At 71.3% G+C, this 14,725-nt stretch carries 14 protein-coding genes; 6 read left to right on the forward strand and 8 right to left on the reverse strand.

Annotation, left to right across the window (positions count from 1 at the left end; translation table 11 throughout):
* Positions 1-13 precede the first annotated feature (13 nt).
* The 4 genes from LG278_RS08540 (at position 14) to LG278_RS08555 (ending at position 3,397) form a co-directional block, all read left to right on the forward strand.
* Positions 14-268 (forward strand): acyl-CoA-binding protein, encoded by a 255-nt coding sequence (locus LG278_RS08540; RefSeq protein ID WP_404392839.1) that lies wholly within the window; start codon positions 14-16, stop codon positions 266-268.
* A 258-nt stretch (positions 269-526) separates the two neighbouring features.
* A complete protein-coding gene (locus LG278_RS08545) occupies positions 527-1,063 on the forward strand; it encodes a hypothetical protein (protein ID WP_404392841.1) in 537 nt (178 codons plus the stop codon).
* Positions 1,064-1,439: 376 nt separating this feature from the next.
* Positions 1,440-2,717, forward strand: a complete 1,278-nt coding sequence (clpX, locus tag LG278_RS08550) for an ATP-dependent Clp protease ATP-binding subunit ClpX (protein ID WP_404392843.1) — start codon at positions 1,440-1,442, stop codon at positions 2,715-2,717.
* Positions 2,718-2,749: 32 nt separating this feature from the next.
* Positions 2,750-3,397 carry a hypothetical protein gene (locus LG278_RS08555; protein WP_404392845.1) on the forward strand — a complete coding sequence of 216 codons (648 nt, stop codon included), beginning with the start codon at positions 2,750-2,752 and terminating at the stop codon, positions 3,395-3,397.
* 96 nt (positions 3,398-3,493) lie between these two features.
* Here LG278_RS08555 and LG278_RS08560 read toward each other — a convergent pair whose 3' ends face one another.
* From LG278_RS08560 to valS, 8 genes are all read right to left on the reverse strand, one after another.
* Positions 3,494-5,047, reverse strand: coding sequence for an MFS transporter (locus LG278_RS08560; protein ID WP_404392847.1), 1,554 nt, complete (start codon positions 5,045-5,047; stop codon positions 3,494-3,496).
* A 54-nt stretch (positions 5,048-5,101) separates the two neighbouring features.
* Positions 5,102-5,755, reverse strand: a complete 654-nt coding sequence (locus LG278_RS08565; RefSeq protein ID WP_404392849.1) for a TetR-like C-terminal domain-containing protein — start codon at positions 5,753-5,755, stop codon at positions 5,102-5,104.
* Between the two features lie 98 nt (positions 5,756-5,853).
* Positions 5,854-6,474, reverse strand: coding sequence for a hypothetical protein (locus LG278_RS08570; RefSeq protein ID WP_404392851.1), 621 nt, complete (start codon positions 6,472-6,474; stop codon positions 5,854-5,856).
* Between the two features lie 4 nt (positions 6,475-6,478).
* On the reverse strand, positions 6,479-7,792 hold the full coding sequence (locus LG278_RS08575; RefSeq protein WP_404392853.1) for a DUF58 domain-containing protein: 1,314 nt from the start codon (positions 7,790-7,792) through the stop codon (positions 6,479-6,481).
* Positions 7,789-8,850 carry an AAA family ATPase gene (locus tag LG278_RS08580; RefSeq protein WP_404392855.1) on the reverse strand — a complete coding sequence of 354 codons (1,062 nt, stop codon included), beginning with the start codon at positions 8,848-8,850 and terminating at the stop codon, positions 7,789-7,791. Before LG278_RS08580 ends, LG278_RS08575 begins: the two co-directional genes overlap by 4 nt.
* A gap of 4 nt (positions 8,851-8,854) precedes the next feature.
* Positions 8,855-9,454: a hypothetical protein gene (locus LG278_RS08585; protein ID WP_404392857.1), complete on the reverse strand. Its 600-nt coding sequence runs from the start codon at positions 9,452-9,454 to the stop codon at positions 8,855-8,857.
* Entirely contained in the window at positions 9,451-10,149 is a 699-nt protein-coding gene (locus tag LG278_RS08590; protein WP_404392859.1) for a DUF4129 domain-containing protein, read from the reverse strand. Before LG278_RS08590 ends, LG278_RS08585 begins: the two co-directional genes overlap by 4 nt.
* A gap of 57 nt (positions 10,150-10,206) precedes the next feature.
* Entirely contained in the window at positions 10,207-12,858 is a 2,652-nt protein-coding gene (valS, locus tag LG278_RS08595) for a valine--tRNA ligase (protein ID WP_404392861.1), read from the reverse strand.
* 129 nt (positions 12,859-12,987) lie between these two features.
* Between valS and LG278_RS08600 the strand changes: the two genes are divergently transcribed.
* Both LG278_RS08600 and LG278_RS08605 read left to right on the forward strand, forming a co-directional pair.
* Positions 12,988-13,794, forward strand: a complete 807-nt coding sequence (locus LG278_RS08600; RefSeq protein ID WP_404392863.1) for a lysophospholipid acyltransferase family protein — start codon at positions 12,988-12,990, stop codon at positions 13,792-13,794.
* 45 nt (positions 13,795-13,839) lie between these two features.
* A complete protein-coding gene (locus LG278_RS08605) occupies positions 13,840-14,643 on the forward strand; it encodes a TIGR03936 family radical SAM-associated protein (RefSeq protein ID WP_404392865.1) in 804 nt (267 codons plus the stop codon).
* The last annotated feature ends 82 nt before the right edge of the window (positions 14,644-14,725 follow it).

The raw sequence follows: 14,725 nt of genomic DNA on the forward strand, positions 1-14,725 counted from the left end.
CTATGTTGGGCTCATGGCCAGTGCTGAGTTCGAGTCCGCCGTCGAGAGCGTCAAGGGACTGACCCGTGACCCCGGCAACGACGTCAAGCTGCGTCTCTACGCGCTCTACAAGCAGGTCACCGAGGGCGACGCCACCGGATCGCGGCCGGGGATGATGAACCCCGTCGGTCGGGCGAAGTACGACGCTTGGGCCAAGGTGTCCGGCACCGCACCCGAGGCGGCCGAGGAGCAGTACATCGCGATCGTGCGCGACCTCACCTCCGCCTGACGTCGCCTGACCCTGCGCGCGCTGCGACGATCCCGCCACGGCTGGATGGTTGCGGCGGGTCCTCCCCGTAGACCGCAGCCGTCCCGCCACGGCTGGATGGTTGCGGCGGGTCCTCCCGGTTGATCGCAGCCGTCCCGCCGCGGCTGGATGGTTGCGGCGGGTCCTCCCGGTTGATCGCAGCCGTCCCGCCGCGGCAGAGATCCGGTGGCCTGTGGATGAGGATCGGAGCCGTTGGCGCCGTCCCGACAGGATCGGGACATGGCGACAGACGAGTCCTCGCCCTTCCGTCGGGGCCAGCGACCAGCGGGTGTGACGGACTGGCACCTGCCCACGCCCGCCTTTCGTCGGCTCTTCCACGACGTCTACATCGACCGAGCGGCGGAGCTGTCGCCCGCGATGCTCGCCCGGGCAGCCCTCCTCGTGGTGCCGGACGCGACCGTCTCGCACCACAGCGCCGCTCGACTGTGGGGAGGTGTCGTCCTCGGAGACTCGCTCTTGCGGCGCAGACGGGTGACGGTGGACCTGCTCGTCGAGGCTGCGACGGCTCACCGCGGCACAGGAAGTCGCTTGGCCCGCAGGGCCGCCTCGCTGGTGCGCGCCGACGTCGACTCGGGCATGGAGACGCGGCTGCGGATGCTCATGGTGCTGTCCGGCCTGCCGGAGCCCGTCGTCAACCACAAGATCCGCTGGCCGGACGGGCAGGTCCGTCAGCGCGGCATGACCGTGCCGCCCGTCGACGACGAGTGGCGGCGGCACTTCGCCAGCCTCCCGGAGGACCTGCACGAGCCGGCGTGAGCCCGGGCGGTGCGGTCCATCCATCGTCCCTCCGTGGCGGGATGGATGCGGAGGATGCGGCCCAAAGCCCACAACCATCCAGCCACGGCTGGAAGATGGCACTCTCGCGCGGCAGACGTCGGCCTGGGTTGGGTGCGGGCGGGGGAGGGACGGCATACGACGTCGGGGTGGTGGGCTGCGCGCAGCCCGCTGACCTGCGGATATTCAGTGGAAGCGGGTTCTAGTCACAGGGGCGTCGTTTGTCAGCCATCAGCGGACAAACGGCGTTGCGCGAGCGGGCACGGCCCGGTCCGTCGTCTAATAGGAGTCGGCCCCGGACGTTGGGGCCAGCCGGGTGCACCCCAACGCTCGGCGCCGACGGACCAGGAGCGAATCGGTGGCACGCATCGGAGAAGGCGGAGACCTCCTCAAGTGCTCTTTCTGCGGAAAGAGCCAGAAGCAGGTCAAGAAGCTGATCGCCGGTCCGGGGGTCTACATCTGCGACGAGTGCATCGACCTCTGCAACGAGATCATCGAGGAGGAGCTCGCCGAGAGCAGCGAGCTGGGCCTCGACCACCTGCCGAAGCCGCGCGAGATCTTCGACTTCCTGCAGAACTACGTCGTCGGCCAGGACACCGCCAAGAAGTCGCTCGCGGTCGCCGTCTACAACCACTACAAGCGCATCCAGGCCGGTGAGGGCCCCAAGCGCGACGACGACCACGTCGACATCGCGAAGTCCAACATCCTGCTCATCGGGCCGACCGGCTCGGGCAAGACCTACCTCGCCCAGACGCTCGCCAAGATGCTCAACGTCCCGTTCGCCATCGCCGACGCGACGGCCCTGACCGAGGCCGGCTACGTCGGCGAGGACGTCGAGAACATCCTCCTCAAGCTCATCCAGGCCGCCGACTACGACGTCAAGAAGGCCGAGACGGGCATCATCTACATCGACGAGGTCGACAAGATCGCCCGCAAGAGCGAGAACCCCTCGATCACGCGCGACGTCTCGGGCGAGGGCGTGCAGCAGGCGCTGCTCAAGATCCTCGAGGGCACCACGGCCTCGGTGCCGCCGCAGGGCGGGCGCAAGCACCCGCACCAGGAGTTCATCCAGATCGACACGACCAACGTGCTCTTCATCGTCGGTGGCGCCTTCGCCGGCCTCGAGAAGATCATCGAGTCGCGCTCGGGCCGCAAGGGCCTCGGCTTCGGCCAGCCCCTGCACAACCCGAAGGACCTCGGCGACAGCTTTTCCGACGTCATGCCCGAGGACCTCCTGAAGTTCGGGCTCATCCCCGAGTTCATCGGCCGCCTGCCCGTGCTGACGACGCTGACGCCGCTCGACCAGCAGGCCCTCGTCAACATCCTCACGGCGCCGCGCAACGCGCTCGTCAAGCAGTACCAGAAGATGTTCGAGATCGACGGCGTCGAGCTCGAGTTCACCGACGAGGCCATCGAGGCCGTGGCCGACCAGGCCCTCCTGCGCGGCACCGGTGCCCGTGGCCTGCGCGCGATCATGGAGGAGGTGCTGCTGCCGGTGATGTTCGACGTGCCGAGCGACGACGGCATCGCCCGCGTCGTCGTCACGCGCGAGGTCGTGCTCGACAACGTCAACCCGACGATCGTGCGCCGCGACGTGGAGCCCCGTGCCAAGCGTCAGCGCAAGGAATCGGCCTGACCCGCCCGGCTGTGCGCTGAGGTCTGTCCGAGGTGACCGCGCCGTTCCGGCCGCACGCCGGTGACACCGCTCCCGTGCAACAGACGGGGACGACCTGCGGCTCGGCGTCGTTGACGATCGCCCGGATGCTCGTCAACCCGGCCTTCGCCGAGTGGATCCGCGCCGGCGTTCGTCGCGACGCGCGCGCTGCCGGCGTGTCCGGTGCGCCCGACGTGGGCACGGTGGCCCAGCGCTTCGCCGCCTACGAGCAGGTGGTCGCCGGACGCACGAACGCGCTCGTCAGCGCTGGGGGCAAGCTGCAGCTGCCGTGGCCGCGGGCCCTCGGCACGCCGCCGTGGGGCGCGCGTCACGAGCTCGAGTTCGGAGCCGCCGACCCCGACGCCGACTACGACGTCACGTGGCTGCGCCTGCGCAGTCGCGCCGGCCTCGAGCGGGCGTATGCCGCCTTGCGGGCTCGTGTCCGCGACGGCCGACCCGCTCTGCTCTACATCGGCAACGCGCAGCTGCCCCGACACGTCGTGCTCGTCATGCCGCCGTCGGGGGAGCAGGAGCTCGACGTCTACGAGCCGTCGATCGGACGCATCGTCGACCTGCCGAGGCAGGCCTTCGTCGGCAGGCGGCTGCGGATGGCCGGCTGGGACGTGCCCTGGGCCGCCGTCTGGGACGATTCTCACCCCTGACCTGGAGTCCACTCAGATCGAAAGAGCAATCCGTCCGGCGTCCCGTGGGACCGCGGGGTCGCGCTTGCGCGGACGGATTGCTCTTTCGATTGGGGCTCAGCCCATGTGGGCGGGGGCGGCGCCGTCGTGGGCCAGCTCCTCGTGCTTGACGTTGAGGAAGACCAGCGTGATGACCCCGCCGATGGCGATCATGATCGCGGCGACGAGATAGGCCTTGCTCGCGCCGTAGGTGAAGGCCTCGTCGGCGATCATCTTCTGCGCGGCGGCCATCTGCTCCTGGGTGGGGGCGGGACCACCCTGGGGCATCTTCGCGGTCAGCTCGGCGACCTTGTCGTTGAGGTTGTTGACGAAGATCGTGCTCAGGGTCGCGAGACCGAGCGTGCCGCCGACCTGCTGCATCGTGTTGAGCACGGCCGACGCGACCGAGCTGTCCTCGTGCGCCACCGCGTGCACGGCGGTCAGGGTGAGCGGCACGAAGATCAGACCCAGCCCGAAGGCGAGCACGACGATCCAGGGAAGGAGGTTCGCGGCATACGTGCTCTCGGGCGTGAGGTGGGTGAAGCCCCACATGCCGAGCGCGGCGAAGGCGGCGCCGGCGCCCGAGATCCAGCGCGGGTCGACCTGCGCGATGAGCCGGGAGGCGATCTGCGCGGCGACGACGATGCCGACCGAGAACGGCAGGAACGCGAGGCCGGTCATGAGGGCCGAGTAGCCCAGGATCGTCTGGATGTAGATGCCGAGGAAGTAGAACATCGCGAACATGCCGGCACCGACGATGAGCATGACGAAGTAGGACGTGCCACGGGTGCGGTCACCGGGGATGCGCATCGGCAGCAGGGGGTGTGCGACGCGCGTCTCGATGACGACGAAGGCGATGAGCAGCAGCACGCCGGCGGCGAGGTAGGTGACCGTCGTCGGGTCGCCCCACGACGTGGTCGCCGCGTGCGTCAGGCCGTAGACGAGCGCGGAGAGACCGGCGATCGAGGTGATGGCGCCCGGGATGTCGAGCGAGCCGCGACCGTCCTCGGACTCGGTGAGGATGCGCTGTGCGAAGAACGCGACGAGGATGCCGATCGGCAGGTTGATGAAGAAGTTCCAGCGCCAGTCGATCTCGGTCAGCGCGCCACCGAGGATGAGGCCGATGGCCGCTCCGGCGCCCGACATGGCGGCGAAGACACCCATCGCCTTGTTGCGCTCCTTGCCGGCCGGGAAGGTCGTCGTGATGAGCGCGAGGGCGTTGGGCGCCGCGAGTGCGCCACCGAGGCCCTGCACCGCGCGCGCGATGAGCATCTGCGACTCGGTCTGGGCGATGCCCGCGACCAGCGAGGCCAGCGTGAAGAGAGCGACACCCCAGACGAACATCCGACGACGGCCGTAGAGGTCACCGAGACGGCCGCCGAGCAGGAGCACGCCACCGAAGGCGAGCGTGTAGATGGTGATGACCCACTGGAGGTTGGCCTGGCTGAAGCCGAGGTCCTCCTCGATGTGGGGCAGGGCGATGTTCACGATCGTGCCGTCGAGCACGATCATGAGCTGGGCGGCGCAGATGATGAAGAGCGCCAGACCGAGCTGCTTGGGCGGTGCGTCGTGGGACGTGAACTCCTGTGACGGGTCGTTCACCTCGTCGACCGAGGCCGAGGACGAAGACATGGGTGTTCCTCTCGAAGACGTGCGGGTTGCGGTGGGTCGCCCCGTCGCGACCGGTCAGCCGTGGCTGGCGGGGTCGGTGACGGTTGCGGCGCAGGCCGGCAGGACGACGGTGTCCACGAAGTCGGCAATGCGATCCGGGCCGGGCCGTCTCCCCGAGAGCAACGTCTCGTGGACCGACATGGCCGGGAGGATCATGACGAGGGTGTCGAGGTCGGCGTCGGGGCCGAGCTCACCCCGGGATCGGGCGCTCTCGAAGACCGCTCGCGCGGCCTTGAGCTTGGGAGCGATGAAGCGCTCGTGGATGCCACGGGCCATCTCGGGCTCGCGGTGGATGACGGGGAGCAGGGCGCTCCACGTCTGCATGACGGCCTCGTCGTCGAGACCCCCGACCGCGCACGCCTGAGCGATGAGATCGCCGCGGAGTGAGCCGGTGTCGGGGTCCTGGTCGGCGGGGCAGCCGATGAAGAGGGCGAGCGCGTCGATGACGAGATCGCTCTTGTGGGGCCACCTGCGATAGAGGGTGGCCTTCGAGGCCCGCGCAGCAGCCGCGACGGCGTCGAAGGTCAGTCGGTCGTAGCCGACCTCCCGCAGGACCTCGATCGCTGCCTCGAGGAGCTCCTGCTCACGGTCACCGGAGACCCGGGGACGGCTGACAGGGGCGCTCGCGACGCTCACGTCGTCCATCCCCACCTCGACCCCCTCGGTCACGTTCACATGAAACGAAACTGTTTCGTTTCATGAGGAGCGTAGGTCGCGGATGCGACGGATGCAAACACGTTTCGGCCCGGCCCCTGACCAGCGGCCGGTCACTCGGGTGTCGCGGGCGGGCTCGTGCGCACCCACCAGAGCCCCGCTCCAAGTCCGAGGAGACCGACGACGAGGCCGGCGGCCCCGAGCTGCAGCTCGCGTCCCACGAGGGCCGCGACCGTCACGGCGACGGCGCCCGCGGCGCAGAGGGCGACGAGGACGTGCCGCGACCACTGCGCCACCGTCGCCCGGCTGAACGACCCAGCCGGAGGCGAGGCCGCCGACAGCGCCGGAGCCGCGTGTCCCGCGATCACGCCGGCCGCCGCGACGAGCGCCCACCACGAGAAGGTCCCCTCGGGCGTGAGCACGAACCAACCCACGAGCAGCACCACCCACAGCGCGAGCGGGACGGCCGACCCGGCCCACGGCATCGTGACGACCGGCACCAGCACGAGGAGCCACCACACCCCGTCGAAGCCCCCTACCGCGCGGTGCATCGCCCCGAGGTAGACCAGGACCCCGGCGGTCGTGACGGCGGTGGCCCCCAGCTGGGCGAAGGACCACTCCGGCCCGGCCCCGAAACGCAGGGTGCGTCGCCGCTGCGGCGCAGCGGATGGTGCGTCGGGCAGCGTGGCCGCCGTCGTGCGTCGCCGGCCGGTCAGTCTCTCCCAGGGCCGCATCGCGTCACCGCCTCGCGAGGCGCGGCGCCGACGCGCGACGCGCGATGTCGCGCAGCACCAGGTCGAGTGATCCCGGCCCGCGCCAGGGGACCACGGGGACGCCGCGCATGCGCAGGCTGGTCACCTGGGCCTCCCGGGAGAGCAGCCGCATCCGCCAGGCGAGCGACTGGTAGACGTCGCCGGTGCCGGCGACGAGGTGGTCGGGGAAGGTGTCGACGACGACGACCGTCGCGCCGCGGGCCGCGAGGGTGTGGGCGAGCGAGACCATCGTCTGGTCGATGAGCGGCGAGAGCACGAGGCAGAGGGCGTTGGGGTCGATGCCGCGCAGCGCGTGCTCGCCGGTGTCGTGCCGCTCGGTGGCCGGAGTGATGAGCGAGAGGGTGTCGAGCACCCGCCGCAGGTGGTTGGTGCCGGACCCGGTGCCGAGCGGCGGCACCTCGGCGGCACCGACGGTGCGCAGGGTGAGCCGGTCGTTGCTGCGCAGGAAGTGCTCGCTGATGGCCCCGGCCGCTCGCACCGTCACGTCGAGGCTCGTCGGGCGACCGTCGATCCCCTCGCGCGGGCCGAGGTCGCTGAAGGCGTCGACGAGCAGCACGACGTGGGCGTCCTCGTCGGTGAAGGTCGAGGTGACGTGCAGCGTGCCGGTGCGCAGGGAGACCGGCCAGCTGATCCGGCGGAGGCGGTCGCCGGGGTGGAAGGCCCGGATCGTGTTGAACTCGCTGCCCGAGCCGGGACGGTTGGACCGGTTGAGCCCGACGATGCCGCGCGGGTGGGGGGTCGGTGCGCTCGCGTCGAAGGCCGCGGGCAGCGGGAGCGTCGCGGTGTCGAGGTCGGGCAGGTCCTCCGGTCCGACCCGGTAGGCACCCCACGCGCTCGTCAGGCACACCGACACGGTGCCGAGTCGACGCCGGCCCCAACGCGTGCTGCGCAGCCCCATCGTGGCGCTGCCGGCGTCGAGCGTGGCCACTCCGCCCGCGGGCTGCCGGTCGACGAAGGGCACCCGCGCGACCGTGACAACACCGTGCACGTCGGGCAGGCTCGGCTCGGTGACGACGCGCAGCCCCGCGGCCTGGCCCTCACGCAGCGTGACGTCCGAGAGCCGGGCCGTTGCCGTCACCGTCTCGCGTGGTCGGGCCAGCTGCCCCCACACCGCCGCCACCGCGAGCGGCGCGACGAGCACGAGCAGGTCGGGCCGCCGCCCGAGCGCCGCCAGCACCGCTCCGAGCCCGGCGAGGGCGATCGCGCGCTGGTGCGCGGCGGTCGGGTGCCACGCGCCCAGGGTGCGCGAGGCCGTCGCCCGCAGCGTCCGCGTGCTCATGGGGTATGCCGTTCGCCGCCTGAGCCGGACGCCGACCCTCGGGTGGCCTCCCGGGCCGACGGGGTGTCGACCGTGCGCAGGATGCCCGCCACGACCCCGGCGCCGCTGACGTTGCTCATCCACAGCTCGGGCTTCACGGTGATCCGGTGCGCGAGCACCGGCAGGGCGACGGCCTTGACGTCCTCGGGGGTCACGTAGTCGCGGCCGTCGATCACGGCATACGCCCGGGAGCAGAGCAGCAGGCCGAGCGCGCCGCGCGGCGAGGCGCCCATGAGCACGTCACCGTGGGTGCGGGTGGCGGCCGCGAGGGCCACGCAGTAGCGCCCGATCGACTCGTCGACGACGGTCGCCTCGATCGCGGCCTGCATCGCGAGCAGCTCGTCGGGGGTGACCACGGCGTCGAGGACCTGCTCCTCCTGCTGGCGGGCCATCCGGTTGGACAGGATCTGCCACTCCTCGTCGAGCGACGGGTAGCCGAAGGAGACCCGCATGAGGAAGCGGTCGAGCTGGGCCTCGGGCAGCGGGTAGGTGCCTTCGTACTCAACGGGATTCGCGGTCGCGAGCACGTGGAAGGGGCGGGGGAGCGGGAAGGTGCGACCCTCGACGGTAACCTGCTTCTCCTGCATCGCCTCGAGCAGCGCCGCCTGGGTCTTGGGGGGCGTGCGGTTGATCTCGTCGGCGAGCAGCAGCCCGGTGAAGAGCGGCCCGGCTCGGAACTCGAACTCCCCCGAGCGCTGGTCGAAGATGAACGACCCGGTGATGTCGCCGGGCAGCAGGTCGGGCGTGAACTGCGCTCGCTTGAAGTCGAGCCCGAGGGCCTGGGCGAAGCTGCGCGCGGCCAGGGTCTTGCCGAGCCCGGGGAAGTCCTCCATGAGGACGTGCCCGCCCGCCAGCACGCCGGAGAGCACCAGAGTGAGCGCCTCGCGCTTGCCGACGACCGCGCGGTCGACCTCGTCGAGCACCCGGCGCGCGAGCTCGCTCGCCCGCGCGATGTCGATCGTCCCCGGCGCCGGTGACGTCTCTGGCCCACGCGGGGGTCCACTCACGGGATCACTCATCACGTCACCACTTCTCGATTCGGGTCAGCAGGGGGTCGAGCCGGTCGGGCCGGTAGAGGTCCGGCGGTGGCAACCCGACGAGCAGCTGCCAGAGCTCCGGCGGCGTGACGGCCTCCGCCCAGCGCGGCTCCTCCTCGGCGACGAGCCCGTGCTTGGCATAGAGGCGCTCGCGGATGAGGATCTGCAGCTGCACGTGGAGGTCGTGCACGAGCGCCTCGCGTCCCTCCTTGGCGAGGTTGGCCGCGGCCAGCCGCCCCGCGAGGTTGGTGACCCGGAAGTCGTTGCCGCGTCCCTGCCCGGTGATCTCTCCGTCGACGAGCGGCCAGACCGTCAGGTGGTGGGCGTCGGCGTGGTCGACGACGTGCCACAGCAGCGCCGCGAGGGCGACGAGGACGGCGAGCAGCACCGGCACGTTCGGGGAGGTGCCGAATGCCACCGTGACCGCAGTGACGACGACCCACGCGACGAGCAGGCCGACGATGCGCCGCCTCCACGGCTTCAGCGCCGCCGCGGCGCCACTCCAGCTCCACGCCGTCGGCGCCCCGGCCGTGGGTGCCTGGGTGGTCGGCGTCGCCGGCGAGGGTATGCCGTCCGGCCGGGTCACCGGGCCCCTCCGACGGTCACGACCCGGGCGAGGTCCGCGTGCAGGGTCTCGAGGTCACGCAGGGCGCGCTCGCGGTGCGACTCGTCGAGCTCGTGCACGGAGAAGCGGGCCTCGCGGTAGAGCGCGGCGAGGTCGCCGAGCCGCAGCCGGTCGATGTCCCACGTGCCGATGACCCGTTCGGTGAACTCCGTCGAGGTCTCCGCGGGGTCGCGGGGCAGACCGGTGGCCGCGACCGCGGTCTCGAGGTCGAGCCACGCGGCGACGATGGCGTTGCGCGGAGCGCCCGTGCGCAGCAGCTCGACCCGCTGGTCGGCCGAGCGCAGCAGCTCGACCGGCACGTCGGGGATCTCGAAGCTGGGATCCTCGTGGAGGGTGATGCGCGGCCGTCGCCACAGCGCGACGAGGATCCGGATGAGCACTGCCATCACGATGACGGCCGTCAGCACGAGGACGATCTGCACGAGGGCGATGAGGAACGGGGAGGGGTCCGACGGGGCGATCTCGCTCTGCGTCGCAGTCGACGTCGAGGTCGGCGTCGGTCTGCTGCTGGTGGCGATGCTGGGCACCGGGGGCAGGGGGATCGAGACGTCCGGACGCGACAACAGCGCCACCGGGCGCGCCACGGCCGCCACGACGAGCGCCGCCATGACGACGATGCCGCACGCCACGGCGACCAGCACCCCTCGCCTCGACATGCGAGCAGCCTATGTCCGGGGCGCCCCGTGACGGGGCGTCCCGGACAAGCGGACGGGTCAGGCCTGCGCGGGCTGCTTCTCGACGGGGACGAGCTCGGCGTCACGGACCTCGATGAGGTCGCCCACGGCATACGCGAGGTCGGTGATGCGTCCGCTCGCGCGGAGGTCGCTCTCGGCCTCACGCACGTGCCCGAGGGCTGCCTCGGGCGCGACGAGCGTCATCGTGCGCACCTCGGCGCGCATGCCGACCTTGGCCTCGGACTTCACCTTGCGCACCCCGGCGAGGGCCGCGCCGACCGAGCCGAGCAGCCGGGCATCGCCGCCGGACGGCAGCTCGGACCGGACCGGCCAGCTCTGCCGGTGCACCGAGCCCTGGCCGAACCACGACCAGACCTCTTCGGTGGCGTAGGGGATGAACGGCGCGAGGAGGCGCAGCAGGGTCTCGAGCGCGAGCCGCAGGGCAGCGCGGGCGCTCGCGGCGGCCTCGTCGCCCTGGCCGCCGTAGGCGCGGTCCTTGACGAGCTCGAGGTAGTCGTCGCAGAAGGACCAGAAGAAGGTCTCGGTCACCTCGAGCGACTTCGTGTAGTCCCACGACTCGAAGCCTGCCGTGGCCTTGTCGACGACATCGCCGAGGCTGGCCAGCATCGCGAGGTCGAGCGGGTGGGTCACCGCGGTGTGCAGGTCGCCCTCGACGTCACCGAAGCCCAGCGCGAACTTGCTCGCGTTGAGCACCTTGATGGCGAGGCGCCGGCCGACCTTCATCTGCCCGGTGTCGTAGGCAGCGTCGGTGCCGAGGCGGCCCGAGGCCGCCCAGTAGCGCACCGCGTCGGCGCCGTGCAGCTTGACGACGTCCTCGGGCGTCTCGGCGTTGCCCTTGGACTTGCTCATCTTCTTGCGGTCGGGGTCGAGGATCCAGCCGCTGATGGCGGCGTTGCGCCACGGCACGGTGCCGTGCTCGTAGTGCGCCCGGACGACGCTGGAGAAGAGCCACGTGCGGATGATGTCGTGGCCCTGCGGGCGCAGGTCCATCGGGAAGATCGTCTCGAACAGCTTTGCGTCAGAACGGTGCCCGCCGCCATCGGCGATGGGCCAGCCCGCGGCGATCTGCGGCGACAGCGACGACGTCGCCCAGGTGTCCATGATGTCGGGGTCGGCCACGAAGCCGCCCGGCCGGCCGCGCTGCGACTCGTCGTAGCCCTCGGGCACGTCGATCTGCGGGTCGACCGGCAGCGCCGACTCCGGAGCGACGATGGGGTGCTCGTGGTCGGCCTCGCCGTCGGCGTCAAGGGGATACCACACCGGGAAGGGCACGCCGAAGAAGCGCTGGCGGGAGATCAGCCAGTCGCCGTTGAGGCCGTCGACCCAATTGGCGTAGCGGGCCCGCATGAAGGAGGGGTGGAAGTCGACCTCGCCGCCCCGGGCGACGAGGGCGGCGCGCAGGTCGGCGTCGCGGCCACCGTTGCGGATGTACCACTGGCGCGACGTCACGATCTCGAGGGGCTTGTCGCCCTTCTCGTAGAAGTTCGCCTTGCGCTGGGTCTTGACCGGCTCGCCGTCGAGGTCGCCGGACTCCCGCAGCGCTGCGACGACGGCCTCACGGGCGCTGAAGGTGGTCTTGGTCGCGAGCGACGCGGCATACAGCTGCTCACCGGGGCCCCCGGCGATCCAGTCGGGGGTCTCGGCCTGGAGCCTGCCGTTGCGCGTCATGAGCGAGCGCATGGGCAGCTGGAGCTCGCGCCACCACATGACGTCGGTGAGGTCACCGAAGGTGCAGCACATGGCGATGCCGGCGCCCTTGTCCATCTCGGCCGCGCGGTGGGCGACGACGGGCACCTCGACGCCGAAGAGCGGTGAGGTGACCGTCGTGCCGAAGAGCGGCTGGTAGCGCTCGTCGTAGGGGTGCGCGATGAGGGCGACGACGGACGGGATGAGCTCGGGTCGGGTCGTCTCGATGAAGACCGGCTCGCCGCCGTCACGGTGGAAGGCGACGCGGTGGTAGGCGCCGGGGTAGTCGCGCGCCTCGAGCTCGGCCTGGGCCACGGCCGTCTGGAACGTGACGTCCCACAGACCTGGCGCCTCGCTCTGGTAGGCCTCGCCGCGCTCGAGGTTGCGCAGGAAGGCCTGCTGCGCGACAGCGCGCGAGCGGTCGTCGATGGTGCGGTAGGTGATGTCCCAGTCGAGGCTGAAGCCGAGGCGGCGGAAGAGCGACTCGAAGGTCACCTCGTCCTTGACCGTGAGGATGTCGCACAGCTCGATGAAGTTCTTGCGGCTCACGGGCTTCTGGTCGGCGGACCTCACCGCCTTGCCGTTCGCGTCGACGCCGCCCTCGGCGGGCGGCACGAGATCCGGCTCGTAGGGCAGGGTCGCGTCACCGCGGACGCCGTAGTAGTTCTGGACCCGGCGCTCGGTCGGCAGGCCGTTGTCGTCCCAGCCGATGGGGTAGAAGACCTCGAGGCCGCGCATGCGCTTGTAGCGGGCCATGCAGTCGGTGTGGGTGTAGCTGAAGACGTGGCCGACGTGCAGGCTGCCGCTCGCCGTGGGCGGCGGGGTGTCGATGGCGAAGACCTGGTCGCGGGGGAGCTCCAGGGCCCGCTCGCGGTCGAAGCGGTAGGTGCCGCGGTCGGCCCATACCTGCGTCCACTTCTCCTCGAGGCCGTCGAGCGTCGGGCGCTCGGGGATCCGCGAGGTGGGCGCAGGTGCATCAGTCATGGTCCCAATCCTTCCATGGGTGCCCCACTGCCCTCGACCGCCTTTCGGCGGGCCGGCGCTTGCGGGCCGTCGGGCACCGGATCGGCCATCGGCGTGCCGAAGCGCAGCGGGGCAGGGCAGAGTGTCCCCATGGAGCCCGTCTACACCCCCGTCATCAGTTTCGCGCGCGCACTCTTCGCGGCGCAGGGACTGAAGTTCACGATCCTCGGCGACGAGAACGTGCCCACGCACGGGGGAGCCGTGATGGTCATCAACCACACGGGCTACTTCGACTTCGCGTATGCCGGCCTCGCCGCCCAGAAGTCCGGCCGGCTCGTGCGCTTCATGGCCAAGGACACCGTCTTCACGCACCGCATCAGCGGCCCGCTCATGCGCGGCATGAAGCACATCCCCGTCGACCGGGCGGCGGGGGCGGGGTCGTATGCCGCCGCCGTGGCTGCCCTGCGCGACGGCGAGATCGTCGGCGTCTTCCCGGAGGCGACGATCTCGCGCTCCTTCGAGCTCAAGGACTTCAAGAACGGCGCCGCGCGCATGGCCGCGGAGGCGGGCGTGCCGATCCTGCCGCTCGTCATCTGGGGCTCGCAGCGGGTGTGGACCAAGGGCCTGCCGCGCCGGCTCGGGCGCACCAACGTGCCGATCATCCTGTCGGTGGGCGAGCCGATCCCGGTCGCAGCCGACGCCGACGTCAACGAGGTGACCGCCCGCTACAAGGCGGTGATGGCCGAGATGCTCGACGTCGCTAGGGCCGCCTACGAGCCCCTCACCGGGCCCGACCTCAAGTTCCTGCCCGCGAGCCTCGGTGGCACGGCCCCGACACTTGCCGAGGCGACCCGGCTCGACCGGGAGGAGGCGGCCGAGCGCATCCGCAAGCGCAAGGAGGAGCGCGAGAAGAAGGCTGCCGCCGAGGCCGCCAAGAAGGCCGGTCCGACGGCCTGACCGGCGGCCTGACCGGCGGCCCGACAGGCCCGGTAGCCTTCGGCCATGGCACGACAGGCACGTCAGCGCGTCCCCGAGGGGCCGGCGCCCGACCCGGCCGTGCAGAAGCTCCGCATCCGCTACACCAAGCGGGGCCGGCTGCGGTTCACCTCGAGCCGCGACTTCCAGCGCGCCCTCGAGCGCGCCCTGCGCCGCGCCGACGTGCCGATGGCCTTCTCGGCCGGCTTCCACCCCCACCCCAAGATCAGCTATGCCAACGCGGCCTCCACGGGCACGGCGAGCGAGGCGGAGTACTTCGAGATCTCCGTGACCCAGCGCGTGGACCCCGACTCGGTCCGGGTGGCCCTCGACGAGGCGCTCCCGCCGGGCATCGACGTCCTCACCGTCGTCGAGGCCGCGCCCGGTGCGCTCGCCGACCGCCTGGAGGCCAGTGACTGGCTGCTCGAGTTCGGCGAGCTGGACGTGCCGACCCTCCGCGCTGCCCTCGACGCGTTGATGGCCCGCGACACGGCCGAGGTCACGCGGATGACGAAGTCGGGGCCGCGCACCTTCGACGTGCGCGGCGCCGTGCTCACCGCCGTCGTGCAGTCGCCGGAGCAGGCCCGCGCGGCTCTGGCGGAGGCGGCCGACACGGCCGCGCAGCTCGGACCTGATCACCCCATCGCGCCGGACTGTGCGATACTGCGCATGGTCGTACGACACACCACACCTGCCGTACGCCCCGACGACATTCTGACCGCGCTGCGTGAGATCGCCGAGCTGCAGCCGCCGCGTCCACCCCTGGTGACGCGATTGGCGCAGGGACCGCTCGACACCGCAACCGCGAGGGTGACCGACCCGTTGACCTGACCCAATCCAGGGGCAGACACCGGCAGGGGTTGCCGACGAGAGGGTCGACGGCATTCGATCACGGGGCCGCGCCCAGCGCGAA

This window comes from Humibacillus xanthopallidus (assembly GCF_044793955.1).
GTDB lineage: Bacteria > Actinomycetota > Actinomycetes > Actinomycetales > Dermatophilaceae > Humibacillus > Humibacillus xanthopallidus_C.

Coding starts and splice junctions, on each gene's coding strand:
- LG278_RS08545 (WP_404392841.1), top strand. CDS start 527: ATGGCGACAGACGAGTCCTCGCCCTTCCGTCGGGGCCAGCGACCAGCG.
- LG278_RS08540 (WP_404392839.1), top strand. CDS start 14: ATGGCCAGTGCTGAGTTCGAGTCCGCCGTCGAGAGCGTCAAGGGACTG.
- LG278_RS08575 (WP_404392853.1), bottom strand. CDS start 7,792: ATGAGCACGCGGACGCTGCGGGCGACGGCCTCGCGCACCCTGGGCGCG.
- LG278_RS08590 (WP_404392859.1), bottom strand. CDS start 10,149: ATGTCGAGGCGAGGGGTGCTGGTCGCCGTGGCGTGCGGCATCGTCGTC.
- LG278_RS08605 (WP_404392865.1), top strand. CDS start 13,840: ATGGCACGACAGGCACGTCAGCGCGTCCCCGAGGGGCCGGCGCCCGAC.
- LG278_RS08560 (WP_404392847.1), bottom strand. CDS start 5,047: ATGTCTTCGTCCTCGGCCTCGGTCGACGAGGTGAACGACCCGTCACAG.
- LG278_RS08570 (WP_404392851.1), bottom strand. CDS start 6,474: ATGCGGCCCTGGGAGAGACTGACCGGCCGGCGACGCACGACGGCGGCC.
- LG278_RS08580 (WP_404392855.1), bottom strand. CDS start 8,850: ATGAGTGATCCCGTGAGTGGACCCCCGCGTGGGCCAGAGACGTCACCG.
- LG278_RS08600 (WP_404392863.1), top strand. CDS start 12,988: ATGGAGCCCGTCTACACCCCCGTCATCAGTTTCGCGCGCGCACTCTTC.
- valS (WP_404392861.1), bottom strand. CDS start 12,858: ATGACTGATGCACCTGCGCCCACCTCGCGGATCCCCGAGCGCCCGACG.